We start from the raw sequence: 26,368 nt of genomic DNA on the forward strand, positions 1-26,368 counted from the left end.
TAAACTATTACTCACTTGTTAGCTGAGCTTGTTGTTTTTCGTAAATTTTAACAAATGGTAGATATACTAAAGCAGATAATATTATTCCTAGTAATTGACAAACTGGTCCCATAATATTACCGCCTGAACCTAAGAAAGTAATGATTAATGGTGGCATGGTCCATGGTAAATCAACATAGATTATTGGACAAATATGAAGCATAGTTAGAACATAACCAAAAATTACAGTCACTAATGGTGCGATAATAAATGGTATTACAAGGGTAGGATTAAGGACGATCGGAACACCAAACATACTAACTTCACCAATATTAAATAATTCAGGAACTAATGCTAATTTCGCGATAGATTGATTTTCAGGACGTTTACAAATAAGTAACATTGCAATTGTAAGACCTAACATACATCCAGTACCACCAGTAGCAAAAAATGCTCGATGGAAAGTGTTATTAACAATATTTGTTGGTTCTAGTCCAGCTTGGACTGCTTCAAGATTTTGAACTCCTAATGTTGTAAGAATTGGATTAAAAACACCACCGATCATATTATCACCATGAAGACCAATAGCCCAAAAAACTAAACTAATAAACATTAGAGTTAAAACTCCAGGTAAAGAGCCACCAATATGTAATAATGGCTGTTGAACTATATTAAAGATTAAATCATTTAAATAAGCACCAGTCCATATATTAATAGCTAAACCAATTAAAGATATGATTAAAATTGTAATAAAAGCAGGAATTAAATATTCAAATGATTTTGCAATTTGAGGTGGTACTTGTTCTGGTAATTTGATTTTTAAACGATCAAATTTAAATAAGACAAAGAATAATTCAACAGTAATAATTCCAACAAGCATTCCAGTAAATAATCCTTGACTTCCTAATGAAGCACTAAAAATCCCGCTGACTGATTCTACTAATTTGCCATCTTTAAAAATATCCATTGATGATTGAGTCACTGTCAATAATGCTACTACAGCTAATAAACCACTAAACATAATATTATCATTTTCTTTGGCACCAAGTTCAGCACCAATTAAAAAACTAATAGAAATTGCGATACAACCTATTGTAGCAAAGTTAAGGGCGTTAAAAGCTGGATTTAAAAATGATAAATTCATAATGCCTGGAACTATAGCCCCTAAACCAGTTTGATCATTACAAATAACATTAGACCATAAAACGCCAACAGCGCCAATAATAATAAATGGCATAAAAGTTTGAAAAGCGTTTTTAATAGATGATAGGTATTTATTTTCCCCTGCAAAAATACCAATTTTCATTAAAACATTCTGAAAAGTTTCCATTTTATTTTCCTCCATTTAATTTTTCAAAGAATAAGTGTAACCCCTTTCTTTGGTGGTTTCATTTTAACAAAATAATTGTTCTAATTGCTTTTTTGATAGGATTGTGGAATAAAAGTTCAAATTATTATGGTTAATAATAAATTTCTTCGGATTTTTGGTGCGTTTTTATTAATAGGTGAAATACCAGAATTGTATAGAATGTTATACTAAAGATAAGGAAGTGTAGTTAAAATGAATATAATGGAACAATTTGAACAAATAGAAAAATTCACAAAAACTGAATTAGAAATTATAGATTATATTAGCGATAATTCTAGTGCGTTAGTTTATATGTCAATTGGAGAGTTGGCTAAAGAAACATATTCATCTAATGCAAGTATTATTAGAATATGTAAAAAACTAGGTTATAAAGGATTTCGTGACTTTAAGATGGATTATTTAAGAGAAATGGAGTCATTAAAATATGTAAATAATGACATTGATTTTTCTTTTCCTTTTAATAGTGATGAACCTACATGGCAGATAATTAATAGTTTATCTAGTATGTATAAAGAAAGTATTGATTTAATAAATGGAGAATTGGATATTGATGAATTAGAAAAAATTGTTAATTTGCTGGATAGAAGTAATCGGGTTTTTGTTTATGCAATCGGTGATTCACGAATTTCAGCCATGGGTTTTACAAATAAGTTAATAAAAATTGGAAAGTTTTTTTATATTGTAACTGATAATAGGGAAGAGGCAGCTTTTTCAATGGGGGCAACTGAAAATGATGTTGCATTGTTTATTGCTTATTCTAATCATTATCTTTATAAAGATTGTTTACGAATTTTATTACATAATCATTGTCCAATTATTACAATTACATCATTATCTACCGGTATTTTATATAAATATAGTAATTATCATATTTTCCTCCATTTCCGTCCGCCTTCGTCGGTCGGACACAAACATACAATAAAAATTTTAATTTATCATTAACCTAAATAAATTTAGGATATTACTATTCGATTTACTTTTTTCATAAGCAATATCTACTATGTCTTTATTTTTTTCGATTAATAACAAATTTTATTTTCACACTTTAGTCCTCAAAAAGAGAGTAATGAAAAAATTGCTACATTTTATTCACAGTTATCTTTTCAATATGTTTTAAGTATTATTTATTCGTTGTTATACAAAAAATATCAGAATCGATTATTAAAAAAATAGGGTATTATGATAAAATATTAAAGATAATAGAAATAGGAGTGTAATAATGGAAGATATTAAATTAATATTAGTAGATATTGATGGTACTTTATTAAATGACGATGGAATAATAACCCCAAAAACAAAAGAAGCTATTGCTAGAATAAAGGAAAAAAATATTATGTTTGGAATAGCGACTGGTAGAACTCCTTATGCTGTTAAACATTTGATCAAAGATTGGCAAATTGATAAATATGTAGATTTGATCATGGGATTTAATGGTGGTTGTTATTTGGATTTAAAAAATAATCGGACAAAATCACATTATTTATTAGATGGAAAGCTTATACCAGAGATATTGAATGAGTTTAATAGATTTAATTTTAATGTGGGAATTTATGATAAAGAATCTTTACATGTTTTAGAAGATGAAAAAATTGCTAAAGCTATTGCAAAACGTAATAAATTGCCATTGATTATTGATGATTTGAGACAATACTATAATCGTCAGATTGAAAAAATATTATTTATGGCTGATACTGAAGAACTTGATAAAATAGATCAATATTATCAAACTTTAGTTGATCGAGATTATCGGCTTGTTCGTTCAACACCAATAATTATCGAATGCTTAAATCCACAATTATCTAAATCTTTGGGAATTAGAAAAATGTGTGAAGATATCAAAATTGATACAGCCAATATTATTGTATTTGGGGATGAATTAAATGATTATGAAATGATTAGAGATTATATTGGTGTAGCTATGGAAAACGCAAATCCAGCTATCAAAGAAATTGCAAATTATATTACTAAAAGTAATAATGAAGATGGAATTGCTGATTTTTTGATTAAATATAAAATTATTTAAATAAACAAGGAGTAATTTAATAATAAACTTCTTGTTTATTTTTTATAAATAACAAATTTTACTTTGATAAAGTTACTATGATAATTATAAATAGATTTGGATATATTAATTAGACTTTTTAATATTGTTAATTATTGGAAGTAGTAAAGATTATTTTTATAAGTTTTACTTATAAATGCGATTAGTAATTGAAATTGTTTATCTTATCAATAGATAATAAAATATTGGTGTAAAGAAAAGAGGTAAGGTAAATGAGTAAAAATTTGATTGTGTATTTTTCTCATGATAAAGAAAATTATGTTGCTGGAAAGATTGTAAAATTAGATATTGGTAATACAAAAGTAGTTGCTAAAAAGATTCAATCAATAATAGGTGGTGATACTTTTGAAATATTACCATTGCATGAATATCCTTTTGAATATCATCGTTGTACTGAAGTAGCAAAAAAAGAGTTAGAAAATAATGAGCGACCAAAAATATTAAATATTGTTTCTCATTTTGAAGATTATGATAATATTTTTATTGGTTATCCTAACTGGTGGTCAACAATGCCAATGTGTATGTGGACATTTTTAGAAAGCTATGACTTTAAGTCTAAACATATCTATCCATTTTGTACTCATGAAGGAAGCGGTTTAGGGCAAAGTGTTGCTGATATTAAAAAACTATGTCCTCAAAGTATTATTCACGATGCTTTAGCAATCAGAGGAAGTCGAGTAGTTAATAGTGATGATGCAATAAAAAAATGGTTAGAGGAGGTTTTATAAATGGCGATTAGTAAAGAGGCAAAAGCATATCATGAAAAAATGTTTCCTGGATATGAGTCACAATTATTAAAAACAGATCCTGAATTTATAGAGTTGTTTGATAATTTTGCTTTTGATGAAGTAGTAAATAATGATGATTTAGATGATCATACGCGTTTTATTGCCATTTTAGCGACATTGCTTGGAAGTCAAGCTATTGATGAATTTAAAGCTATGTTAACAGCTGCTTATAACTTTGATGTAACACCAGTTGAAATGAAAGAAATAGTTTATCAGGCGGTTGCTTATCTAGGAATAGGACGAGTTTTCCCATTCATCCATGCTGTTAATGATTTTTGTTTAGCTAATGGAGTTGATTTGCCATTAAAGTCTCAAGGGACAACTACAACAGCTAATCGTTTACAAAAAGGCATTGAAGCTCAAGTTGCTATTTTTGGTGAAAATATGCGAGATTTTCATTGTTCAGGATCAGAGGAATCAAAGCATATTAATCATTGGTTAACAGATAATTGTTTTGGCGATTATTATACAAGAAATGGTTTAGACTATCGACAAAGAGAAATGATTACTTTTTGTTTTTTGGCAGCACAAGGTGGCTGTGAACCTCAATTAATATCACACGTCCAAGCTAATATTAAAGTGGGCAATGATAAAGAATTTTTGATTAAAGTTGTTTCACAGTGTTTACCATATATTGGTTATCCAAGAAGTTTAAATGCTCTAAACTGTATTAATAAAGCAGTAAAATAAGGTAGTGTAAAGAATTTATGAAAAATTAATATCGAACTGAAAATTTTTGTACTTTTTTACACGAATCCGCAAAAATAAAAAGAGTAAAATCCAGTTTTGAAAAATCGTAAATCGTAAGACTGGAAAAATGATAAAAAAAGCCCTAAAAAAGGGCGCAATGAGGGTATCGGGTCTCACAGTAATTTTTAAACAATGCTAATTAATGTGATATTGTGAACTTAATTCAATCAGTTTTAACCATCGTTCCGGCATAAGCATCGAATCATCAAAAAGCTCATCATCTACAGGTGTTTTAAAGTCTAATGATGAATGCTGTCTTAGAAAATTAAAGAAGCATACAAACAGAACCATATAACTGTTGGCGCATTCGAGTCTGTCATAACCATTTGTACCGTAGTAATTCTGTTTGTATGTTCTATTAAGACGTTCTTCGATCTGTTTGAAAGGACGATATTTCTTGGACTCTTCATCTTTGTTTTTAACACCAATTACCTGATGCAGATCAAAATAAATATCGTTTATTTCAAAGAAAACCTGAGCTGCATTATAAATAGGATTGCCATCTGTAATCAAAGTCAGGTCATCGGGTATTTTCTGATATTTGCTGAGACAGTCGTTTATTGACCGACATGCACATAGCGTATCTCTAACCGGATATATCTTATAGGAAGTGATGATCTTATTTACAGGGTCGGACCAGAAGAAAACATAGTTATCTTTGCCTCTGACCTTGATATATGTTTCATCACCGGAAAGGGTATTACCGATTTTATAAGGATATTTATCGATAAGCGGTTTTATGACAGCAGAAACAGAACCGGCATAATTAATGACAGTCTGATGGGAAATACGCAAACCATGGACCTGTTTAAGGATCAAAGCAGTTTTTCTGGAAGACAGCCCATAGTTGACATAATAGGTCAAAACAAGGCCCAGAACTTTCTGATCATAATGGATACGTGATAAATTAACAGGACCGGAAACAGTATCATCGACCTTGCGTAAAGTTTCCAGATCGAACTTGAATTCACGGTAATGATAGTGAAGAAGATACTGGCCGCTGGATGTTTTCAGGTGTTCAGCCTTACCTTCGCTTAAAAGTTTTTTGTTGGCTTTGTAATGTTCGCATTTTTTGCTGGAACATGCAAAAACAAGAAAACCTTTGCGGTCATGTTTTAAGACAAGCTTAGTATTACAGTAAGGGCAGTAAATCCCGGATGCACCTGAAGGAGAAGTTTTAATAGTAAAGGTATTTTTACAGGCTTTGCACTGGAACTGGCCTTTACCGCTGTTATTGTCATAGATATATTCTTTTGGAGCGCCACAAAAAGGACAAACGCCCATAAAAGAAAAAGAATCGGGATTTCTGCGTTTGACCGGTTTTAAAGGATTGCCACTGTTAAAAGAATCGTTCAAAATAGACAGGAAATCGAGCTGAACAGGTAGATTCTTTTTAAACAGCGGAGGTTTATCGACAGTAAAATCAGCATAAGGGATAGTAGTATCCTTAGATTTATGATTTTTAAGTTTGCTTACTTCCTTTATAAGAAGATTATTGATATTATTTTTAAAATAATCATTCAGCCAGTCGATATGTTTAAAAGCCTGCTGAAGATTAAAGATAAAGTCATCATTGTTCAATTCATAAGAGATATCAGAAGGAAGCTTCTTAAGGAGAAGCAAAGGTTCGATAAATTGAGAGAATTTAAAAGATTGTTTAGAAAAAGAATTTATAGATTGTAAAATTTGTGTTATACTTTCCATGATGAAGAAACCGTCCTTTCGTAGTTTTTGTGGAGAAAACAAGTATAGCACGGAATCTTCATCTTTTTTAGTAAAATCGTAAAAAAGATGATCAAAAAGATATAATCAGTGATCATTTTTACTGTTTATATATACAAATTGATATAGGAGTGTATTTGTATCGCTTAACCGATTTTTGACACTACCTAAAATAAAAGGAGGTAATGAAAATGAAAGATGTAATGATTGTAACTGGAGCTGGTCAAATTAGTATGGCTATTGCTCGAAGAATGGGTTATGGGATGAAAATTATTATTGGTGATAAAAAAGTTGAAAATGCCAATAATATTTGTCAGATCATGAATAATGCTGGGTATGATTGTATGCCTTTTGAAATGGATCTTTCTTCAAAGAAATCAATATTAGCGATGATTGCAGAAGCTAAAAAATATGGTGAAATTTCGATGTTAGTTAATGGAGCTGGGGTATCACCTAGCCAGGCTCCAATCGAAGCTATTTTGAAAGTTGATTTATATGGAACAGCTGTTTTATTAGAAGAAGTCGGTAAGGTGATTAAAAAAGGTGGTGTTGGAGTAACTATTTCTAGTCAATCTGGACATCGAATGCCAGCTCTTAGCAGTAAAGAAGATGAATTACTAGCAACAACACCAGTTGAAAAATTATTAGATTTAGAAATGTTGCAAGAAGAAAACATTAAAGATACTTTACATGCTTATCAGCTTGCTAAAAGATGTAATGAAAAAAGAGTTATGGCTGAAGCTGTAAAATGGGGACAAAGAGGGGCTCGAATAAATTCTATTTCACCAGGTATTATTGTTACTCCGCTGGCAATAGATGAATTTAATGGACCGCGTGGTGACTTTTATAAAAATATGTTTGCTAATTGTCCAGCTGGTCGACCAGGGACTGCTGATGAAGTAGCTAATGTTGCTGAACTGTTGATGAGTAATAAAGGGGCTTTTATTACTGGTTCTGATTTCTTGATTGATGGTGGTGCTACTGCTTCATATTTTTATGGACCATTAAAGCCGGAATGAGATAATTGTAAAAATTTAGTAAAAATTTTGTAAAATACAATTTACCCAAATATTACTTGACGTTAACATGTTTTAAAGATAATTTTGTTAAAATACCCTTGTAGTATCAAGGGGGAAAAAAGATGACGAAGAAAAAATCAAGTAAAGTAATTAAAGTCACGATGGCAACCTTGGCGACAACTGTTGCAGTAGGTGGCAATAGTATTGTTTCATTACAAGCAATTAATAATGATAATAGTGACACAGCCATCTTAGATGAAAATAGTGTTACATCACCAATTATTATTAGTGAAATAGTTGCTGATAGCCACCAAAGTGATCTGACAACTACAAGTGGTAGTGATGCATTTGAGTATTTTGAATTATATAATACTAGTAATCAAAGTATTAATTTAGATGATTATCAAGTATTATACAATAATGGTAGTACTATTAGTGAGTGGGATTTACCGGCTAATACAATTTTACCAGCTAATGAAGCTTTGATTGTTTGGATTCAAAATGAAGAAAGTAAAGATTTGGATTTAGCATTGTTTAGAGAATATTATAATTTGTCAGCTGATGAAGGACAAATTGTTAAAACTGAAAATATTGTTAGTGGTTTTTCTAATAGTGGTCAAAGAGAACTACGAGTTACCGTAAAAAATACTAAACAAATTTTAAGTTCAGTTATTTATAATGATGAAGATGTTAAAGCACAAACAAAAAAAGGAATTAATTTTATTTACAATTCTGGTAGAATTCAAGAAAGTACTTATAGTTATAACTTAGATCCTACCCCAGGTAGTTTGATTGAACAACAAAAATTAGAAAGCAAGTATCAATTTGTAACAGTAAGTGATGGAATTGTTACCATTAATACTGCTCAAGAAATCAATGCTGGCGAAGCTTTGGTTGTAAAAGCTACGACTAATTTACCAGGAGTTATTTTAAAAGCAACTTTAAAGGTAAATGATAAAGAATATGATATGACATATGATAATGACGGTAATTATGTTTATAGTGTCCCTGCTAGTGAGATTAGTAATGAGGAGCTTTTAAATATTACTGCTACTTTTAATGATGGTATCAATGAAATTACTAGTGCAACGCAAACAGTCACTGTTAATAAAGGAGCAGTTGAATTTGCTTCACCGCTATTAATTAGTGAATTGTCACCAAACAGTGCTAATGTTTCTGGTAGTGATGCCTATGAGTATTTACAAATTTTTAATGTTAGCGATCAAAGTGTAGCTGTAAATAATTATCAGCTTGTTTATGTTAATGGTGATAAAGAAACACTCTGGCAATTAGATGATGATATTGTTTTAGATGCTAAAGAAGTATTAACTGTTTGGATTGTCAATGATGCTGTAGAACAAGCAGGCTTAACAGTTGCAGATTTTAATAATAATTATGGCACTAATTTTGTCACTGGTGATAATTTTACAACTATTCATAGTGATGGAATGAGTAATAGTGGTACGCGAGGATTTAAAATTATTACTAATACTAATCAAGAATTAACAGCTGTTAATTATAGTGCTAGTGATTCTAATAATGGTAAAATCGATACTGATGAAGCTATTTATTATAATTACACTTCTGATTCTGGAGTGCCAGTTTATGATAATGAAGTAACATTAGGAAAGTTAAATAGTCAACAATTAATTACTGGTAGTTATATAACACCAGCAATTGTCGAAAACCCTGAAGTTGAAATTGAAGCAGATAGTTTTGTAAGTGCAAATGCTAATTTTACTGTAAGGGTAGAAAATACTAATCTTACTAATATGATTATTGATGCTAAATTAAATCTATATCAAGATGAAAACGTAGTAGCTAGCTATGATTTATTATATACTGATGGAATTTTGAAGGTAGATGTACCAGCTCAAGATTTAACAGGTTATTCAAATTTAACATATGATGTTACTATTACTGATGGTCTTAATACGGTAACTTCTGCTAAGAACACGGTAGTAATTGAACAGCCTGGAATGATTGATCAAAGTAAGGTTGCTCCTTTGGTTATTAGTGAAATTATGCCAGATAGTTCTAATGTTGGTGGTAGTGATGGTTATGAATTTATTGAAATTTATAATAATTCAAATTTAGATATTAATTTAAAAGATTATAAATTATATTATAATTATCCTGATCAAGGTACTGATGGTGATGTTGTCTGGTATGAAACTAATGAAGATAAAATTATTAAATCACATGATACATTAGTTTTCTGGATTAAAAATGGTGCTAATGATGATTTGCAAATTAGTGATTTTAATAATAAATTTAATACTAATTTAGACAGTGATCATTTAATTTCAATCTATAATGCAGGAATGGCTAATGGTTCAGCTCGTGGGTTGAAAATAACTTCTAACATTAAAGATGTTTTAGATTATGTTTTATATAATATGGATGGTGTTGATGATACTACAGCTGATAAATCAATTGTATATCAAAATAGATATGATGGTTCAACTTTTACTAGTGTAATAGTTGACAATAGTGCTGAGCCATCACCTGGAACAGTAACTGAAAAACCAATGTACGAAGCTGTTTTACCAGAAACTGTTTCTTTGCCGGTATATCAAGATCAAACACCAGCTACATTTAATGAAGATAATGATTTAACTTTTTCACTTGATGTTAAATCTAACGATACAACAATTAAAAGTGTTTATTTGTATTTAAAAGATAATAATAGTGAAAATTATGAAGTTTATAATTTATTACGTAATTCTGGTGATAATTTTGCAAAAACATTACCAGCAGTAGATTTGTATAATAAATCATCATATACATATTATTTTGTTATTCGCGATGGTTATCAACAAATAACAACACCTGTTAACACAGTTAATAATGAAAATCCGGTATCTGCTGGTGATCAAATCAATATTAGCGAAGGTGCGATTATTAACCAGACAGAACAAATTATAGGTACTGGTAATAATTTAATAATTGATGATCAGGACGTGACTGATAAAGCAGTTAAATCAATTAATGGAAATGCACGAATTGTGTTTGATACTACACAAACTGATGTTTTCTTTAAAAATGCAGTTGCTATTGGAAATGATGTAATTGGTGTTTTCAATGAAGGTACTTATAGTGATTGGCGAACATATGCTTATGATATAAATGCCAGCTACTTTGATAGTGAAACAAAAACAATAACGATTGCTTTCCATGCTGGTAATAAAGCTAATGCTTTAGAACATAATGTTGAAAATAATGATGACTTTACTTTAAAAAATATTAGATTAACATTACCAGATGGCACAACTTTAAGAGCTAGTCAATATAGCGCAGTTTATGGCTTAGGAGCAGTTGAACATACTGAAGATAACTGGAAACCAGATAGCCCGGTTGAAGTAAATGATATTACTCCTGAAAAAGAAATTAGTATGGGTGATGGTACAAGCAAAGTTGAAATTTTATATGCTACGTTTACATTAGATGAACAAAACTTTAACGCTTTACGTTATGATCTTGATACAACTAAATTAGAAGATGGTACTCATAGTGTAACAAGTGGTAGTAAGACAGTATCATTTGTTAGTGATAATACGGCCCCTGTTATTGAAACTAATATGGTTGAAGGTCAAATTTATCATAATGGAACTGTTGAAGCTAGTGCACAAGATGCTATTTGTGATACAAGTACTTTAATTGCTACCCTTGATGGACAAGGAATTCAATTGCCTTATGATTTCCGTTCATTAGAAATGACTCCAGGTAATCATCAATTAGTATTAACAGCTTCAGATATGATTGGAAATGTTACTAGTAAGGTAATAAACTTTGTAACTCCAGAAGAGAATGCAGCAATTAATGGGGAAATAACACCAGTAAGTGGGACAACTATTAATGGTGATCCAACATTTAAAGTTACTGTAAGTGATAGTACTGATGATTTGATGCAGGTTGCTTTCAAAAGGGGTGAACGTTACCTATTAGGTGATGCTAATATTACTTTGTCTAGTGGTGTTAGTCAGATTTCTGGTAATAATACTCAAGATTTCAGTGGTGATTCTGGTGATGGTTTCCCTTATCAACAGTTTGATGTTAAAGTAAGTGGTAATATTAGTGATGAGGCAACGGTTAAGATTGATTGGGAAGGTAAATCTAATAATCAAAAGACTTTTATGTATGCTTATAATTATGCAACTAATACTTTTGATAAATTAGATACGGTTATGGAAATTGATGGTGAAATCATGAAATTAACCGGTGAAGTAATATTGAAAGATCACTTATTTGATCAAACAATTAAAATTATGGTTCAAAATGGTGAAGGGTATACTCCTGATCAATATGGAGAAGATGTTACTGGTACAATGTCTAATCCAGCAGATACTCCAAGAGAAAACTATGATTTTACATTTGCAATTGAAAGTGATACTCAATATTATAATGAAGACTTTGATGGTAATCCGGTTCAAGATGTTGATGGAAACTATCAATATCAATTAGATATTCATAATTGGTTGATAGCTAATCGTGAACGAATGAATATTCAGTATTTATTCCATGATGGTGATATTATTGATGACGAAGATCAAGGACAAGAATGGATCAATGCTGATAATGCTTATAAAATGCTTGATGATGCTAATATACCTTATGGTGTTTTAGCTGGTAATCATGATGTTGGGCATCTAAGTGGCGATTATACTTCTTTCTCTAAATATTTTGGTGAAGATCGTTATAATCAAAATCCATGGTATGGTGAAAGTTATCAAGATAATCGCGGGCATTATGATTTAATTACTGTTGATGGTATTGATTTTATCATGGTATATATGGGTTGGGGTATTGGTGATCAAGAAATTCAATGGATGAATGATGTTTTAGCAAGATATCCAGAAAGAAAAGCAATTTTGAATTTCCATGAATACCTATTAGCTAGTGGTGGTTTAGGTGAAGAACCACAACGAATTTATAATGAGGTCGTAGCTGTTAACCCTAATGTTTGTATGGTTCTATCTGGTCATTACCATAATGCTCAAACAGTAGTGTCACAATTTGATGATAATCACGATGGTGTTAATGATCGTAATGTTTATCAAATGTTATTTGATTATCAAGGTTTAGCTCAAGGTGGTATGGGTTATATGCGTTTGATGCATTTTGATAATACCAATGGCCAAATAATTATTAGAACATATTCACCTTCTTTAGATGATTATAATGCTAAAGATGAAAGTAATATTGGTGATGTAGCTAATATTAATGGTGAGGAAGAATTTGTAATTAATTACAGTGATTTAGGAATTACACCAGTTCAAAAACAAATTGAAACAACAAATTTAGATGTTAATATTTATAATGATGATACTTTTGGTATAGTTAATGATGTAAGAAGTAATCAAGAAATCAGCTATACATTAGAAAATGCTCCTCATGGATTATTTGGCTGGTATGTTGAAATTAGTGATGCTAATGGTGGTTTAACAAGATCAAATGTTAATTATGTTAATATTGATAAGCACAATATTAAACCAACAATAGTATTACCTGATGATGAATTTAATAAGATTGCTGTAGGAACAGATTTTGATCCATTGAAAGATGTTAAAGCATATGATAGTCAAGGTAATGATTTGACTAGTCAAATTGTTGTCTTAGGCAGTGTCGATGTTGATAAAGCTGGTAGATACGAGTTGACATATCAAGTAGCTGATAGCTTTAGTAATGTTACTATTGTAACTCGAGTAGTAGAAGTTGTTGAAAATGATGATGATCAAGATATCAATGTTCAACCAGGAGACGATAGTAATCCAAATGGAACTACAGGTACTAATGGAACTACTAGTGCATCTGTCAATACACCATTTACAGGTGATCTAGTAAATAGTAATTATTTAACATTAGCAATTGCTAGCTTGATGACTTTTATTCTAATGATTAAAAAATATTTAAAAGATTTAAAAAATAGTCATTAATAATATTAATTTTCAAATTAAGTTAAAATGCCTAGAAAGATTATTTTCTAGGTATTTTATTATCATCATTAAGACTAGAGAAATAGTATGAATATTAAAAACAAGTTAATATCGTTATAAAATAGCTAAATGATAAGCCATTTTTTGTATTATCATTACTTTTCATTTATAATTAGAAATAAGACAATATTTATTAATTGAAATCATAAAAGGAGCGATTGCTATGTATAATCATTTATTAGATACATTTATTAAAGTGGCTGATGCTGGTAGTTTTAATAAAGCAGCAGAAGAACTTTTTATTTCTCCTAATGCAATTATGAAACAGATTAATTTATTAGAAGATAATCTGGGTTTTGAACTTTTTAAGCGGACTCATCGAGGAATCAAATTGACACCGGCTGGTAAATCATTATACAAAGATGCTAAATATATAATTGAATATAGCCGTTATGCAATAATTAGAGCTAAAGCCCAGATAAATCCGGCCAATGAATTACTTAGAATTGGAACTTCTTTAACAACACCAGTCCAGTTTTTAGTAGATTTATGGCCACAAATTTTAACATTTGCACCGTCATTAAAATTTGAGTTAGTTTCATTTGAAAATACGCCAGAAAACGCTAGAGAAATCATGCGTAATTTTGGTAGTAATATTGATTTTGTCGCTGGGATTTATAGTGAAAATTTATTAAAAGAAAGACAATGTCAGGCTTTAAAGTTATATGATGCACCAATTTATTGTGCCATGTCTAAAAATCACCCTTTAGCTAGTAAGGATGAATTAGAAATTACAGATTTATTTAATCAAAATGTAATGATGATTCGTCAAGGTTATTTAAAAGATTTTGATACAATTCGTAAAGACATTGTTACCAATTATCATGATATTAATATTGTTGATATTCCATTTTTTAACGTTGATGTTTTTAATAGATGTGAAAATGAAAAAATGCTTTTACTGACAATTAAAGAATGGGCTAATATTCACCCGTTATTAAAAATAGTACCTATAAAATGGGATTATAAAGTGCCTCTTGGTATTTTATATTCAAAAGAACCTAGTGCTAAAGTGCAATTGTTTTTAAAAGCAATCAAGGAAGTATATCATTTACAATATAAATAAAGACGGTCTTAGCCGTCTTTTTGTTGAGTAAGTAATTTTTGATAACTAATATCCATTCCAATTGCCCCTAGTGGCGCAGTAATTAAGATTGCTAGAACAGCAACAGAAAGAACAATTTGACCACAGGCTAGTCCCATTGCTAAAGGAACTGAACCGATAGCTGCTTGTACTGTAGCTTTCGGGATGTAGGCAATGATACAAAAACAACGTTCTTTGAAATTCAATTGTGTTTTTAAAAGACATAAACTAACCCCAATCGCTCTAAAGCATAAAGCAATGAAAATCATTAATATAGCGGCCACTCCAGCATCCATTGTATAACGGATGTCAACAGCAGCTCCCACTAAAACAAATAATAAAACTTCAGCACCGATCCATAGCTTACCAAATTTTTCCGATAAACGATCAGAAACTGCATCAGGGCTTTTTATTTTAATTACACATGCCATGCTTACTACCGCTAATAATCCAGAAACAGATACTGTATCTTTTAACCAGGTTTCAATTGCCATCAAAATAAAAGAAACACCTAAAATAATAATTACTTTAGTACTATTACGAACATAATGGTTTAAAGTATATGCTTTTTCAAAGAATGTACTAATAATATATCCAGTAATAGCTCCAAGGATGACACCTAAAATTATTGATATTGGAATATTGATAAAATCGATTAATTTAGCACTGCCACCTTGGGCCATTGAAGCAAAAGTAGTAAATAATACAATTACAAAAATATCATCGCAAGAAGCTCCGGCTAAAATTAGTTGTGGAATACTTTTATTAGTACCATATTTGCTATCCATTAATTGAACCATTCGTGGAATTACTACTGCTGGCGATACCGCTCCTAATACTGCTCCCATAACAGCTGCTTCAATTCTAGTAATATTTAAGATTGCTGGTGCAAATAAAATAAATGCTAGAATTTCAAAACTGGCCGGTACAAAGGACATCATAATGGCTGGTCGCCCTACTTTTTTTAAATCGGTAAGATTTAAAGATAAACCAGCTTTAAGTAATATAATAATCAATGCCATTTGTCTTAAATCACTTGAGATTAATAAGATTGAATCATCAAGTAGATTTAAAGCATACGGACCTAAAATTATCCCCGTTAATAACATACCAATAATTCGAGGTAATTTTAGTAATTGAAAGATTCCGGCTAGTGATAAGCCAACTAAAAAAATTAATGCAAGTGATGTTAACATTTTTCCCCTCCTTGAATTAAAAAAAGCTGATTCTTCCACGACGAAAAAGGTCGTAGAAGTCATCAGCCTTAATAAGCGGTTTAGGTTTATACCTAGGGAGAACCTCATTCCCAGATAGTATTATAAAAAATTTATTAAAAAATGTAAAGAAAAAGTAGCTGTTGTAGAAAAGATAAATATGTTTAGAATTATATTATTGGATAAAATAGATTTTATATAAAAAAGCTAATGATGGAAGAGTCATTAGCTTTAAAAAATTAATCATCATAATCTTGTTCGTATTTTAAAATTTCACCATTACTAGCATTAACATCAATGTCATATTCATATTTACCATTCTTTACTTCAATTTCATAAACCATCATATTATCATCATGATCTAATTCACATTTTACAAGATAGCCACCACCAGTTTTATTTAAAGCAATATTTTGTGCTTCTTCATTACTGATGATATTAGTAGTAGTCTGGTTAGAAGTTCCATTATTAGTAGTATTATTATTGTTAGTTGTAGTATTACCATTATCAACAGGCGTTACAGTACCTTCATTAGTATTACTAACATAATCTTTATCTCTTTCTTTTTTCAAAATCGTACCATCATTTGCATCAACTTCAATTTCATATTTTTCATTATCAGTAACTACTGTAAAATCATAATAAGTAATACCGTCATCATAATCTTGTTTAGCTTTTAAAACTTTTTTTCCTTCTACTTCAGCTACAGCAATTTCTTGTGCCTCTTCTAAAGTTAAAGCATTTACTTTATTATTATTGCCACATCCTGCTAATACTATTGCTAATAACATTAATAAACTTAATTTTTTCATATCGATTACCTCTCTTTCTTTTCATCTATATAATACTGTAATTTTAGCTGGAATACCTTAAAGTTAGATAATAATTAAATAAGAATTTTCTCATAAAACTTAGTATATTTATAAGTAATATTAGCTTAATATTTATAAAAGTACTAAAATATTATATGAGGAGGGGTTGTATGGTTGAAGAGATTTTAAAGGAAATGATCATTTATGCTAATGGAAATAAAAAAGATATTGCGCATTTTTTAAAAGTTCATAGTTATGCTAGATTAATAGGTAAGTTAGAGCAGTTGGATGAAAAAACACAAAAGATTTTAGAGATTGCGGCAATTGTTCATGATATTGCGTGTCCTTTATGTCGAAAAAAGTATGGTAATAGCAATGGTAAATTTCAGGAAATTGAAGGGCCGGACTTAGTTTATGATTTTTTAAAACCTTTTTCATTAACTGATTTGGAAATTAATCGTATTGCCTATTTGGTAGGGCATCATCATACTTATGAAAATATTGATGGTTTGGATTATCAAATCTTATTGGAAGCTGATTTTTTAGTTAATAGTGATGAAATGAATGCGGATAATAAAACTATTGCTGCAATGAAAAATAAAGTATTTAAAACAGCTACTGGCATTAAATTACTAGAATATATTTATGAATAATAAAATAAGAGTTGACTTAGAGTTTGCTTGAATATATATAATGAACCAAAAGGAGGAACATAGAGTATGGAAAGACCGTATATAGTTTGTCATATGCTTCAATCGATTGATGGCAAGATTTCTGGTAATTTTTTTAATTTTGAATCAACGCTAAATCTAGCGCTGATTTATCAACAGATGGCCAAAGAGTATAATGGGGATGCTATTGTTTATGGTAGTGTGACATTAGTGGAAAGATATGGTGATAGTAAGACGCTGGATTTAACGTCATTTTCTAAAGAAATAGTTGAAAAAAAAGATTTTATCCATCATGGATTAGAAAAATCATGGGTAATTGCTATTGATCCTCATGGTGAGATTGGATGGAGCAGCGAGGTTTTAAAAGATAGTCGTTTGAAAAATAAGGGAGTAATAACTGTAGTAAGTGATAGTGTAAGTGCTGATTATTTAGCTTATTTGCAAAGTTTGAATGTTTCTTATTTAATTGGTGGCCAAGCTAATAATTTTAATTTAAAAGAGATTATAAAAAAATTAAGAGATATTTTTGGTATTGAAAAAATTATATTGCAAGGTGGCGGAGTTGTTAATGGAACATTTTTAAGTGCTGATTTAATTGATGAAATTAGTTTAATTATTGCACCGATTGTTGGTGGCGATCAAAGCGCTACATTATTTGGTAATGGCGCATATTTAAAAGCAGAAATTTCACCAGTGAAATATAGTTTGACTAAAAGTGAAATTCTAACTGATTCGGGTATTTATTTAAATTATCATAAAAGAAAATAATTTGTTTTATGATTTCTTGATGATATGTAAATCATTGGGAAATCTTTTATTATTTATAATTTGCTAGTATAATAAAAAGTAACTTAAATCATTTAATATTTATTGAGGAGATAGAAATGAGCGAATTTACTCACGCCAAAAAGCGATTTGCAAAATATGTTGCTAATTATGATACTAATATCGGAGCAATTAAATTGAAAATTGTTCATAGTTATAAAGTTGTAAATAATATGCAGTACTTGTGTCAAAAATTAAATCTAAATCAAGAAGATAGTCAAATTGCGTTAATTATTGCTTTGCTTCATGATATCGGTCGTTTTGAGCAGTATCGTATTTATCAAAGTTTTGAAGATTATCGAACAATTGACCATGCCATGTTTTCTAGTAAATTATTATTTGAACAGGGTTTAATTAAAGAGTTTGTGACAACAAGAAAATATGATCGTCTAATTAAAGTTGCTATTGAGCAACATAATAAATATCAAGTAACTGGAAATTTTAATGAACGGGAATTATTGTTTATTTATTTGATCCGTGATAGTGATAAATTAGATAATTTTAGAGTGAAAGAAACTGAAACTTTGGAAACGTTATTAAATGTTTCAAAAGACCAGCTGGAGTTAGAAAAAATTAGTGATAGTGTCTATAAGCAGTATGTAAATTGTCAGTTGATATATAGTCCTAGTCGACAAACAAATTTAGATAAATGGCTTTCTTATATTGCTTTTATCTTTGATTTGCATTTTGATGTTAGTAAAGAATATATTAAGGAAAATAATTATATTAACTGTTTATTTGATCGGATTACACCAAAAGACGAATTAACAGTTAAAAAATATCAAGAACTAAAACAGTTATCATTAAAATATATTGAGGAATAACAGATGGATATTTTAAAAGAACTATAAGAAAATTTTGATTTAAGTGAAAATGAAATTATTATTGCTACCTATATGATTGAACATATTGAAGAAATACCTAAGTTATCGTCACGTGAATTTGCTAAAAGAACCTATACTAGTGCTACTTCAATTATTCGTTTTATAAAAAAATTAGGTTATAGTAACTATAATGAATTTAAATATAATATTGGTAATGTTTTAAAAAATCTTAGTATTAATAATTATTCTATAAACTTAGGTGAAGATAATATCTCATTAATTAATAAAACCGCTCAATTAGAAATTGATGTTATTAAGCAAATGAAAGAGATGCTTTCAATTACAACGTTAAATAAAATAATTGAATTATTAGAAACAACCAATTATTTAGATATAATTGCTAATGATACTAATGCAATGATTGCTAAGTATACTGCTCATTGTTTTAGTAATGTAGGTAAAATTGTGACTGTCTATCATGAAACTGATAAACAATTAAATTTTACTTTTAGTGTTTCTAATGATCATTTAGTAATTATCCTTAGTAAGTTTTCTTTAAATACATATTTATTAGAGATGGCTTTAACTTTGAAGCGTAGAAGGATTACTACTGTTGCTATTACTAGTAATCGTAATAATAAGTTATCTGATTATTGTAGTTATACGATTCATGCTCCTTTTGATAAAAAGATGGATCGAATTGGAGAACTTGTTTATTTTACAGCGTGTAAATATATTTTTGATTTAATCTATAGTATATTAGTTGCTCGAAATTTTGATAAAAGTAAGAAAATTAAGAGTCTTTATGATCAGATTTTTTTAAAAAAGTTATAGGAATATTTGCATTCCTATTTTTTGTTACCGTGTAACTTAAATATTTGTTAATAGTGATTAAATAAAGTTACAGTGTTCCTATTGATAACGATAATATTGATAAAATCAACAAAAAATCATATATTTTATTTAGAAAAATAAGGAGGAAAAGAAAATGATCAGAATTTTATTAGCGTGTGCAGGTGGAATGTCTACAAGTTTATTAATGAATAAAATGAAAGCTGAGGCTGATAAGCGAGGGATAGAGGTATCAATCGATGCAGGTCCTGAAAAAGGGATTGAAGATCGCATGGGTTCTTTTGATGTCTTGCTTTTAGGACCACAAGTTCGTTATGTTTTAAAAAATGTTGAACAGATTTGTACTGGAAAAGTTCCTTTTGATGTAGTAGATATGCGTGATTATGGAACTATGAATGGTGCTAATGTTTTAGACTAGGCATTAAAATTATATAATGATTTTTATGGAAAAGCAGACAAGTAACTCTGAGTTTTAGTTAATGATTTTGATTGTTTATCATTTAAATGAGCTTACAATGAAGCTGATAGACGATTATCAACAACTAGTTGCTTTTTTTATAAGGATATTTTTGATGGCTTTGTTTTCATTGCCATTACCAAGAAGATATTACTTTAATGACAAAAATGGAACTTAAGTGTAGAATAATTGAACTAGAACTAATAACTAATTATTTTGAAATATTATTGTATATAATCAATAAATTTGAATGTTAGATTGATTGTTATGTTAAGTATTGGAAGATTATTTTTTATAAGGTATCATAAAAAACACTAACAAATGGACTAAGAGTAATTGATATAATTGAAGTGGGAAAGGAATTTTGAAAAGAGTTTTTATTGATATCAAAAAGTAATTAAATCAAATGGTGAAGAGTTATAAAGGAGAAAATGAAAATGGCAAAAGTAAAAGTTATAGTTATTGATAAAAAATGTTATCCTGAATTACTGGAAAAATATTGTGCTGATCCTAATCGGGACCTTGTCCGATGTTTGAAGTTGGTCAAGAATTTATTATTGAAAAAGGTAATGGTAAAGATGATTTTTGGCATATGTTAGATGGTAAATTTTGTTCTGAGGCCTGGGATTGTGTAAGTCGTTATATTTATGCTGGATTACAGGGTGGTTCAATCATGGAAGGCTGGATGAAAGAAGAAAATGAGATGATTGCTTGTTGTAATGATGGTACACGACCAGTGATTTTTAAAATAGAACGAGTTGATGAATAAGATAAAAGATGGTAATAGAGATTTTTAGTATTAAAGTTAATAATAAATTTAATTTATTCCTATAAATATTTGCCATCTTGATTTTGGTATGATATTCTTGAATAAGAAAGTGGGGATATTGATGGCAAAATATGAGACAGTTGCAAATGATATAATTGCAAGAATTAAACAAAAAGAATTTGAAAATACTTTTAAATTACCAACGGAAGATGAAATGATTGAATATTATCAAGTATCTCGTAATACAATTCGTTCAGCTTTAAAGATGCTTACTAGCCAAGGAATCATTTATTCAAGACAGGGAAGTGGTTTTTATATTCGCCAAAGAAATAACGATAATAGTATACCAATTACTGGGACTAATGGTTTAACCCATGATTTTCCTAATAGTGCTTTTTCTAATCAAGTTATAGCGGTTGAATTATTATCGGCTGATGAACAGTTAGCTAAAAAAATGTTATGTGAAATTGGTGATTTGATTTATTTTTGTAAACGATTAAGAATTATTGATGATAAAAAATTTGCTTTAGAATTAAGCTACTATAATAAAAAAATAGTTCCATATTTAGGTAAAGAAATTGCTGAAAAATCAATTTATAGTTATTTACAAGACGATTTAAAACTAAAATTTGGTTTTGCCGATAAACATATTTGTGCTATAAAACTAGATGAGCAACAAGCCGATTTGTTGGATCTAAATCCTGGTGATCCCGGTTTAGTTATATCAGATACAGTATATTTAGATAATGGTTTATTATTTAATGTTTCACAAGTAATATATAATTATAAGTATGCAAACTTTTATGCTGCTTCAATACGTTAAGGTGTCAAGTCGCTTGACATCTTTTATTTTTTCTAATAAATAAAATTTATAGGTATAAATTTTATGAAAACGCTTTACAATTCTAAAAAATCAATTATAATGTTATATGTTGATACCAATAAATTTAAATAATACTAATGAATGGGAGGTTAAAATGAAAAAAATAGTAGGAAAAATATTAAAAGTAGTTGTATTAATAGCGATGCTCTTTGGTAGTGGTCCGGTAAATGTTTTTGCTTTAGAAAGTGAACCAAGGGAACCTTTGATGTTTGAAAATTTTGAAGATGCAGATAGCAATATTCATGCAACAAATGATGCTAAGGTTGGGATTGTCGCTGGATCAGCTACTGGTAGCGGTAATAAGGTTGCCAGTCTTGAAGTAACCAGCAGTGATTGGCCTAGCTTAACTTATCGCAGTATGATCGTCAAGAAAGAACAACCAGTAGATGTATCTTCTTATAAGTATGTTACTCTATGGGTAAAAGATGCTGGAGCAAACAGTGTTCGTTTATCTTTAATTGATAGTCAAGGTCAAAGTATTGAAGGAGAATGGACTGGAAATGTAACAGCTGGAAAGTGGACTCAGGTATCAATCAGTCTTGATCTCTTTAGTGCTTTAGATTTAACACAAATTACAGGTATTTATGTTGGCGAATGGAATGCAGGGACATATTTAATTGATGATATTCAATTTAGTGATATTACGGCTAAAGATTTAGCAGTTAGTGCCAGCATGCCTTCAGGGACTTACAATGACACTTTTGAGGTAAGTTTAAGTGCTCAGGCCGGCCAGACAATTTATTATACAACTGATGGTAGCCAGCCTACTAATCAAAGTACATCATATCGAGAGGCAATTGAAGTCGATGATGATATGCTAATTAAAGCAATCGCATATCAAAATGGTAATATTAGTGATGTGTATGAATTTGATTATAAAATTGATCATAGTGATAATTCAAATTATACTCCGGTAGTTGTCCAAACTTTTGAAGACGGTATTAATGCAGTTGCTGCCAGCAATGCATCTTGTCAACTTGTAAGTGATGAAAAGCATAATGGTAAGCAAAGTTTAAAATATGTCAAAGAAGTAAGCAATGGAACCTCTAAGACAGATGGGAATGTTAAAATTGATTTTAACCATCCAGTTAATGTCACTGATTTAAAATACTTTATCTTTCATATTAAAGATACTCAAGGAAGCAATACTATGCAGTTATCTTTGATTGACGCTGATGGTAATGAATCGAGTTATGACTGGCGGTCACCATCAACTTCTAAAAATAATTGGAGTCAATATTATATTAAATTATCAGATATTAGTGGTATTGATAAGACAAAAGTAACTGGTGTTCGAATGGGACAATGGAATGCAGGAACTTATTATATTGATGATTTATATTTTGATAATTATTTATCAACTGGAGTTCCAGATATAGCTCCTAGTCAACCAAAAGCTAATATTGAATCTGGATATATTTTTAAGGATTCAATTGAGGTAAGTTTAACTAATGATATGAATGCATCAATGTATTATACATTAGATGGTAGTCAACCAACAGTTAATAGTACTAAATATGATGGTAAGATTACGTTAAATGATACTGCAACAATCAAAGCTGTAAGTTATGATAATGGTGAATATAGTGAAGTAGTAACATTAGATTACTATCAAGATAGTAATATCATTAATGATGTTGTTGCCAGCAAAGTTTCAGGAAAATATTCTAAAGAAATGAGTGTTGCTTTACAGGCTGATGGTTTAGATATTTACTATACCCTTGATGGTTCATCACCAACTTTATCAAGTGCTAAGTATACAGAAGCAATTACCGTTAAACAAACAACAGTAATTAAAGCTGTTTCTTATGATGGTAACCAGCTTGGAAATGTGATGACTTTTGAATACAAATTCCCAACAGCACCACAACAAGTATATCCAAGTACTGATCAATTGTTATTTAATAGTGCTTCTGCAGTGGAATTATTATCAGATCCTGATGCGACGATTTACTATACAACTGATGGAAGTGATCCAACTGTTGATTCTAATGTAGCCCAAGGATATATAACGATTGATAAAACGATGACAATTAAAGCAGTTGCCATTCGTGATGGTAAACAAAGTGACATTACAACGCTTGATTATGTAATCGCACCTAACAAAGTTGCCGCTGATAAAGCAGCGGGAACCTATGATGGTTCAGTAGTAGTAGAATTTAGAGTTCCGGATACTGATCAAGTAGAAATTTATTATACAACTGATGGAAGTAATCCAACGATTGAATCTACGCATTATACACAACCATTATTAGTTAGTGAAAACACAGTGTTTAAAGTCGCCGCTACTTATAAAAACAGTGATAGCTTAAGTGAAGTTGCTACCCATGAATATGTAATTAATCCAATTGAAGATGTTGTTAAACCGGAAATTACACCTGACAGTGGTAAATTTGGACAAAGACAATTAGTTTCGATGACAACAGCTACTGATGGTGGTGAAATTTATTATACGCTAGATGGAACTAATCCTGATGAAAATAGTTTCCAATTTACTGATGCTTTCTATGTAACTAAAGATACGGTAATTAAAGCAGTAACTATTAAAAACGGTAAAGTTAGTGATATTGCTGTTAGTGAAATCACTATTACCGATGAACAATCAGTATTTTTGAAAACGGATGGTAAAGTAATTAGAAATAATTATGGTGCTGGAGAAGTGGTGCAATTAAAAGGAACTAATATTGGTGGCTGGCTGGTAATGGAAAATTGGCAATGTCCAGTTAATTCTCCGGATCAAAAAACTACTTTGGCCGTTCTCAGCGAGCGTTTTGGTGAAGAAAAAGCCTGGGAATTAATTAATATTTATCAAGATAATTGGTTTACTGAAGATGATTTTGCAATCTTAAAAGAAGAAGGCGTAAATTGTTTAAGATTACCGATAACTTATTTTGAAATGTGTGATGAAGATGGTTCTTTAAAAGAAACAGCATTTGATCGTTTAGACTGGTTTATTGAAAATGCTGCTAAATATAATATTTATACTTTAATTGATATGCATGGAGCTTTTGGTTCTCAAAATGGTAAAGATCACTCAGGAGATACTTCTAATCCTGATGTTGGTAATTTCTTTGGTAACGAAGAGAATATTACTAAAACTATCAAACTATGGGAAGCAATTGCTAAAAGATATAAAGATAACGCTTGGGTTGCTGGTTATGATTTATTAAATGAACCTGGTGGTGCTGTAGGTACCGAACAATTTGAAGTTTATGACCGTCTTTATAATGCGGTTAGAGCAATCGATCAAGATCATATTATTCAAATGCAGGCAATTTGGGAACCAACTCATTTACCAAATCCAGAATTGTATGGTTGGGAAAATGTAGTTTATCAATATCATTTCTATGGATGGGATGTTGAAAAGAATGCAGATGGACAGAAAGCATTTATTGAAAGTAAAGTAAAATATTTAGAAGATACTAATTATAATGTACCAGTTTTTGTTGGGGAATTTACATTCTTCTCAAATGAAGTAAGCTGGGATTATGGATTAGAAATCTTTAATGAACAAGGTTGGTCATATACTAGCTGGACTTATAAAGTATCTGGTGATAATAGTAGCTGGGGTATGTATACTATGCCAGATAATTCAAGTACAAAAGTTGATATTTATAATGATAGTTTTGAAACAATCAAAGCTAAATGGTCATCATTCAATTTTACTCGAAACGATAAATATGCCGATAAATTATCGAAATATATGAAAGAAACAACAGCTGATGAAACAGCACCAGTAATTGAAGGAAATGATGCTAAAGTTCAAATTGGCATAAATAATGATATTCAAACTATCATTAATTTATTTGTCAAAGATGATCATGATGGTGTTATAAAAAATGATGCACTTTCAATTACCAGTGATTTTAATGCTGATAAAGCTGGAGTATATAGTGTTAAGATTGTTGCTAGTGATCAAGCGGGTAATACTAGCGAAGCTAATTATACGATCGAAGTATTAGAAAACACCGAGATACCTGAAGATCCAAATCAACCAGTAGATTCAGGAGATAGTAATAATACTGATCAACCAATACAAATTCCTTCAAATAATCAAAATAATACTTCTGATACTGATCAGGGAGTTTCGTTGTCATCTAGTCAAGCAGCAAAAACGGGAGATGATTTAAATCTAGTACCAATGGTATTATTGTCAAGTTTGCCAATGCTAGGTATCTTCTGTTTAAAAAAGAAATATAAGTTTTAATCATAAAGGAGCTATGAATACTAATTAATCATAGCTCTTTTACATTGTAGAAAAAATTATATTGAATTATCTAATTTTTCTAGTT

At 29.9% G+C, this 26,368-nt stretch carries 19 protein-coding genes, 1 pseudogene and 1 riboswitch; of the genes and pseudogenes, 16 read left to right on the plus strand and 4 right to left on the minus strand.

The window, feature by feature from the left end; genetic code table 11:
- Positions 1-7: 7 nt before the first annotated feature.
- A complete protein-coding gene (locus ABGT36_RS01340; protein ID WP_346676433.1) occupies positions 8-1,309 on the minus strand; it encodes a PTS transporter subunit EIIC in 1,302 nt (433 codons plus the stop codon).
- A gap of 231 nt (positions 1,310-1,540) precedes the next feature.
- Between ABGT36_RS01340 and ABGT36_RS01345 the strand changes: the two genes are divergently transcribed.
- The 4 genes from ABGT36_RS01345 (at position 1,541) to ABGT36_RS01360 (ending at position 4,888) form a co-directional block, all read left to right on the plus strand.
- The gene (locus tag ABGT36_RS01345; RefSeq protein WP_346676434.1) at positions 1,541-2,290 is read left to right on the plus strand and encodes a MurR/RpiR family transcriptional regulator; all 750 of its coding nucleotides are present in this window, start codon (positions 1,541-1,543) and stop codon (positions 2,288-2,290) included.
- A gap of 277 nt (positions 2,291-2,567) precedes the next feature.
- The gene (locus tag ABGT36_RS01350; RefSeq protein WP_087373521.1) at positions 2,568-3,371 is read left to right on the plus strand and encodes a Cof-type HAD-IIB family hydrolase; all 804 of its coding nucleotides are present in this window, start codon (positions 2,568-2,570) and stop codon (positions 3,369-3,371) included.
- Positions 3,372-3,622: 251 nt separating this feature from the next.
- Complete coding sequence (locus tag ABGT36_RS01355) at positions 3,623-4,138, plus strand: flavodoxin (RefSeq protein WP_346676435.1); 516 nt, start codon at positions 3,623-3,625, stop codon at positions 4,136-4,138.
- Positions 4,139-4,888, plus strand: a complete 750-nt coding sequence (locus tag ABGT36_RS01360) for a carboxymuconolactone decarboxylase family protein (protein ID WP_346676436.1) — start codon at positions 4,139-4,141, stop codon at positions 4,886-4,888.
- A 195-nt stretch (positions 4,889-5,083) separates the two neighbouring features.
- On the opposite strand, the gene ABGT36_RS01365 is transcribed toward ABGT36_RS01360, so the two are convergent.
- Complete coding sequence (locus tag ABGT36_RS01365; RefSeq protein WP_346676437.1) at positions 5,084-6,652, minus strand: DDE-type integrase/transposase/recombinase; 1,569 nt, start codon at positions 6,650-6,652, stop codon at positions 5,084-5,086.
- 209 nt (positions 6,653-6,861) lie between these two features.
- Between ABGT36_RS01365 and ABGT36_RS01370 the strand changes: the two genes are divergently transcribed.
- From ABGT36_RS01370 to ABGT36_RS01380, 3 genes are all read left to right on the plus strand, one after another.
- Positions 6,862-7,689, plus strand: coding sequence for an SDR family oxidoreductase (locus ABGT36_RS01370; protein WP_346676438.1), 828 nt, complete (start codon positions 6,862-6,864; stop codon positions 7,687-7,689).
- Positions 7,690-7,811: 122 nt separating this feature from the next.
- Positions 7,812-13,625: a lamin tail domain-containing protein gene (locus ABGT36_RS01375; RefSeq protein WP_346676439.1), complete on the plus strand. Its 5,814-nt coding sequence runs from the start codon at positions 7,812-7,814 to the stop codon at positions 13,623-13,625.
- Positions 13,626-13,848: 223 nt separating this feature from the next.
- Entirely contained in the window at positions 13,849-14,751 is a 903-nt protein-coding gene (locus tag ABGT36_RS01380; RefSeq protein WP_346676440.1) for a LysR family transcriptional regulator, read from the plus strand.
- An 8-nt stretch (positions 14,752-14,759) separates the two neighbouring features.
- Here the strand turns inward: ABGT36_RS01380 and ABGT36_RS01385 are convergent, their stop codons facing one another.
- Together ABGT36_RS01385 and ABGT36_RS01390 are read right to left on the minus strand one after the other, a co-directional pair.
- The gene (locus tag ABGT36_RS01385) at positions 14,760-15,965 is read right to left on the minus strand and encodes a sodium:proton antiporter (RefSeq protein ID WP_087298848.1); all 1,206 of its coding nucleotides are present in this window, start codon (positions 15,963-15,965) and stop codon (positions 14,760-14,762) included.
- Between the two features lie 46 nt (positions 15,966-16,011).
- A riboswitch (Fluoride riboswitch) is annotated at positions 16,012-16,086 on the minus strand.
- A gap of 136 nt (positions 16,087-16,222) precedes the next feature.
- Positions 16,223-16,795, minus strand: coding sequence for a PepSY domain-containing protein (locus tag ABGT36_RS01390; protein ID WP_346676441.1), 573 nt, complete (start codon positions 16,793-16,795; stop codon positions 16,223-16,225).
- Between the two features lie 170 nt (positions 16,796-16,965).
- Between ABGT36_RS01390 and ABGT36_RS01395 the strand changes: the two genes are divergently transcribed.
- The 9 genes and pseudogenes from ABGT36_RS01395 to ABGT36_RS01435 all read left to right on the plus strand — a co-directional run bounded on the left by ABGT36_RS01395 (position 16,966) and on the right by ABGT36_RS01435 (position 26,283).
- Positions 16,966-17,448, plus strand: a complete 483-nt coding sequence (locus ABGT36_RS01395) for an HD domain-containing protein (RefSeq protein WP_308697611.1) — start codon at positions 16,966-16,968, stop codon at positions 17,446-17,448.
- Between the two features lie 66 nt (positions 17,449-17,514).
- Complete coding sequence (locus tag ABGT36_RS01400; protein WP_346676442.1) at positions 17,515-18,234, plus strand: dihydrofolate reductase family protein; 720 nt, start codon at positions 17,515-17,517, stop codon at positions 18,232-18,234.
- A gap of 116 nt (positions 18,235-18,350) precedes the next feature.
- The gene (locus tag ABGT36_RS01405; protein ID WP_087298856.1) at positions 18,351-19,115 is read left to right on the plus strand and encodes an HD domain-containing protein; all 765 of its coding nucleotides are present in this window, start codon (positions 18,351-18,353) and stop codon (positions 19,113-19,115) included.
- 45 nt (positions 19,116-19,160) lie between these two features.
- A pseudogene (locus ABGT36_RS01410) lies at positions 19,161-19,313 on the plus strand (MurR/RpiR family transcriptional regulator); the annotation flags it as partial.
- A gap of 51 nt (positions 19,314-19,364) precedes the next feature.
- Positions 19,365-19,949, plus strand: coding sequence for an SIS domain-containing protein (locus tag ABGT36_RS01415; protein WP_346678615.1), 585 nt, complete (start codon positions 19,365-19,367; stop codon positions 19,947-19,949).
- 154 nt (positions 19,950-20,103) lie between these two features.
- Positions 20,104-20,385, plus strand: a complete 282-nt coding sequence (locus tag ABGT36_RS01420) for a PTS sugar transporter subunit IIB (RefSeq protein WP_087298860.1) — start codon at positions 20,104-20,106, stop codon at positions 20,383-20,385.
- A gap of 568 nt (positions 20,386-20,953) precedes the next feature.
- Positions 20,954-21,193, plus strand: coding sequence for a TIGR04076 family protein (locus tag ABGT36_RS01425; protein ID WP_239404291.1), 240 nt, complete (start codon positions 20,954-20,956; stop codon positions 21,191-21,193).
- Positions 21,194-21,314: 121 nt separating this feature from the next.
- A complete protein-coding gene (locus ABGT36_RS01430; protein WP_346676443.1) occupies positions 21,315-22,016 on the plus strand; it encodes a GntR family transcriptional regulator in 702 nt (233 codons plus the stop codon).
- 154 nt (positions 22,017-22,170) lie between these two features.
- Positions 22,171-26,283, plus strand: coding sequence for a chitobiase/beta-hexosaminidase C-terminal domain-containing protein (locus ABGT36_RS01435; protein ID WP_346676444.1), 4,113 nt, complete (start codon positions 22,171-22,173; stop codon positions 26,281-26,283).
- Positions 26,284-26,368: the final 85 nt, after the last annotated feature.

It is taken from the genome of Erysipelatoclostridium sp. An173 (genome assembly GCF_963931465.1).
GTDB classification, from domain to species: domain Bacteria; phylum Bacillota_I; class Bacilli_A; order Erysipelotrichales; family Coprobacillaceae; genus Thomasclavelia; species Thomasclavelia merdavium.

Excerpts from the sequence above, each read along its gene's own strand:
- ABGT36_RS01425 (WP_239404291.1), top strand. The coding sequence starts at position 20,954 with ATGTTTGAAGTTGGTCAAGAATTTATTATTGAAAAAGGTAATGGTAAA.
- ABGT36_RS01345 (WP_346676434.1), top strand. The coding sequence starts at position 1,541 with ATGAATATAATGGAACAATTTGAACAAATAGAAAAATTCACAAAAACT.
- ABGT36_RS01400 (WP_346676442.1), top strand. The coding sequence starts at position 17,515 with ATGGAAAGACCGTATATAGTTTGTCATATGCTTCAATCGATTGATGGC.
- ABGT36_RS01380 (WP_346676440.1), top strand. The coding sequence starts at position 13,849 with ATGTATAATCATTTATTAGATACATTTATTAAAGTGGCTGATGCTGGT.
- ABGT36_RS01370 (WP_346676438.1), top strand. The coding sequence starts at position 6,862 with ATGAAAGATGTAATGATTGTAACTGGAGCTGGTCAAATTAGTATGGCT.
- ABGT36_RS01395 (WP_308697611.1), top strand. The coding sequence starts at position 16,966 with ATGGTTGAAGAGATTTTAAAGGAAATGATCATTTATGCTAATGGAAAT.
- ABGT36_RS01375 (WP_346676439.1), top strand. The coding sequence starts at position 7,812 with ATGACGAAGAAAAAATCAAGTAAAGTAATTAAAGTCACGATGGCAACC.
- ABGT36_RS01340 (WP_346676433.1), bottom strand. The coding sequence starts at position 1,309 with ATGGAAACTTTTCAGAATGTTTTAATGAAAATTGGTATTTTTGCAGGG.
- ABGT36_RS01430 (WP_346676443.1), top strand. The coding sequence starts at position 21,315 with ATGGCAAAATATGAGACAGTTGCAAATGATATAATTGCAAGAATTAAA.
- ABGT36_RS01420 (WP_087298860.1), top strand. The coding sequence starts at position 20,104 with ATGATCAGAATTTTATTAGCGTGTGCAGGTGGAATGTCTACAAGTTTA.
- ABGT36_RS01390 (WP_346676441.1), bottom strand. The coding sequence starts at position 16,795 with ATGAAAAAATTAAGTTTATTAATGTTATTAGCAATAGTATTAGCAGGA.
- ABGT36_RS01405 (WP_087298856.1), top strand. The coding sequence starts at position 18,351 with ATGAGCGAATTTACTCACGCCAAAAAGCGATTTGCAAAATATGTTGCT.
- ABGT36_RS01435 (WP_346676444.1), top strand. The coding sequence starts at position 22,171 with ATGAAAAAAATAGTAGGAAAAATATTAAAAGTAGTTGTATTAATAGCG.
- ABGT36_RS01355 (WP_346676435.1), top strand. The coding sequence starts at position 3,623 with ATGAGTAAAAATTTGATTGTGTATTTTTCTCATGATAAAGAAAATTAT.
- ABGT36_RS01385 (WP_087298848.1), bottom strand. The coding sequence starts at position 15,965 with ATGTTAACATCACTTGCATTAATTTTTTTAGTTGGCTTATCACTAGCC.
- ABGT36_RS01365 (WP_346676437.1), bottom strand. The coding sequence starts at position 6,652 with ATGGAAAGTATAACACAAATTTTACAATCTATAAATTCTTTTTCTAAA.
- ABGT36_RS01360 (WP_346676436.1), top strand. The coding sequence starts at position 4,139 with ATGGCGATTAGTAAAGAGGCAAAAGCATATCATGAAAAAATGTTTCCT.
- ABGT36_RS01350 (WP_087373521.1), top strand. The coding sequence starts at position 2,568 with ATGGAAGATATTAAATTAATATTAGTAGATATTGATGGTACTTTATTA.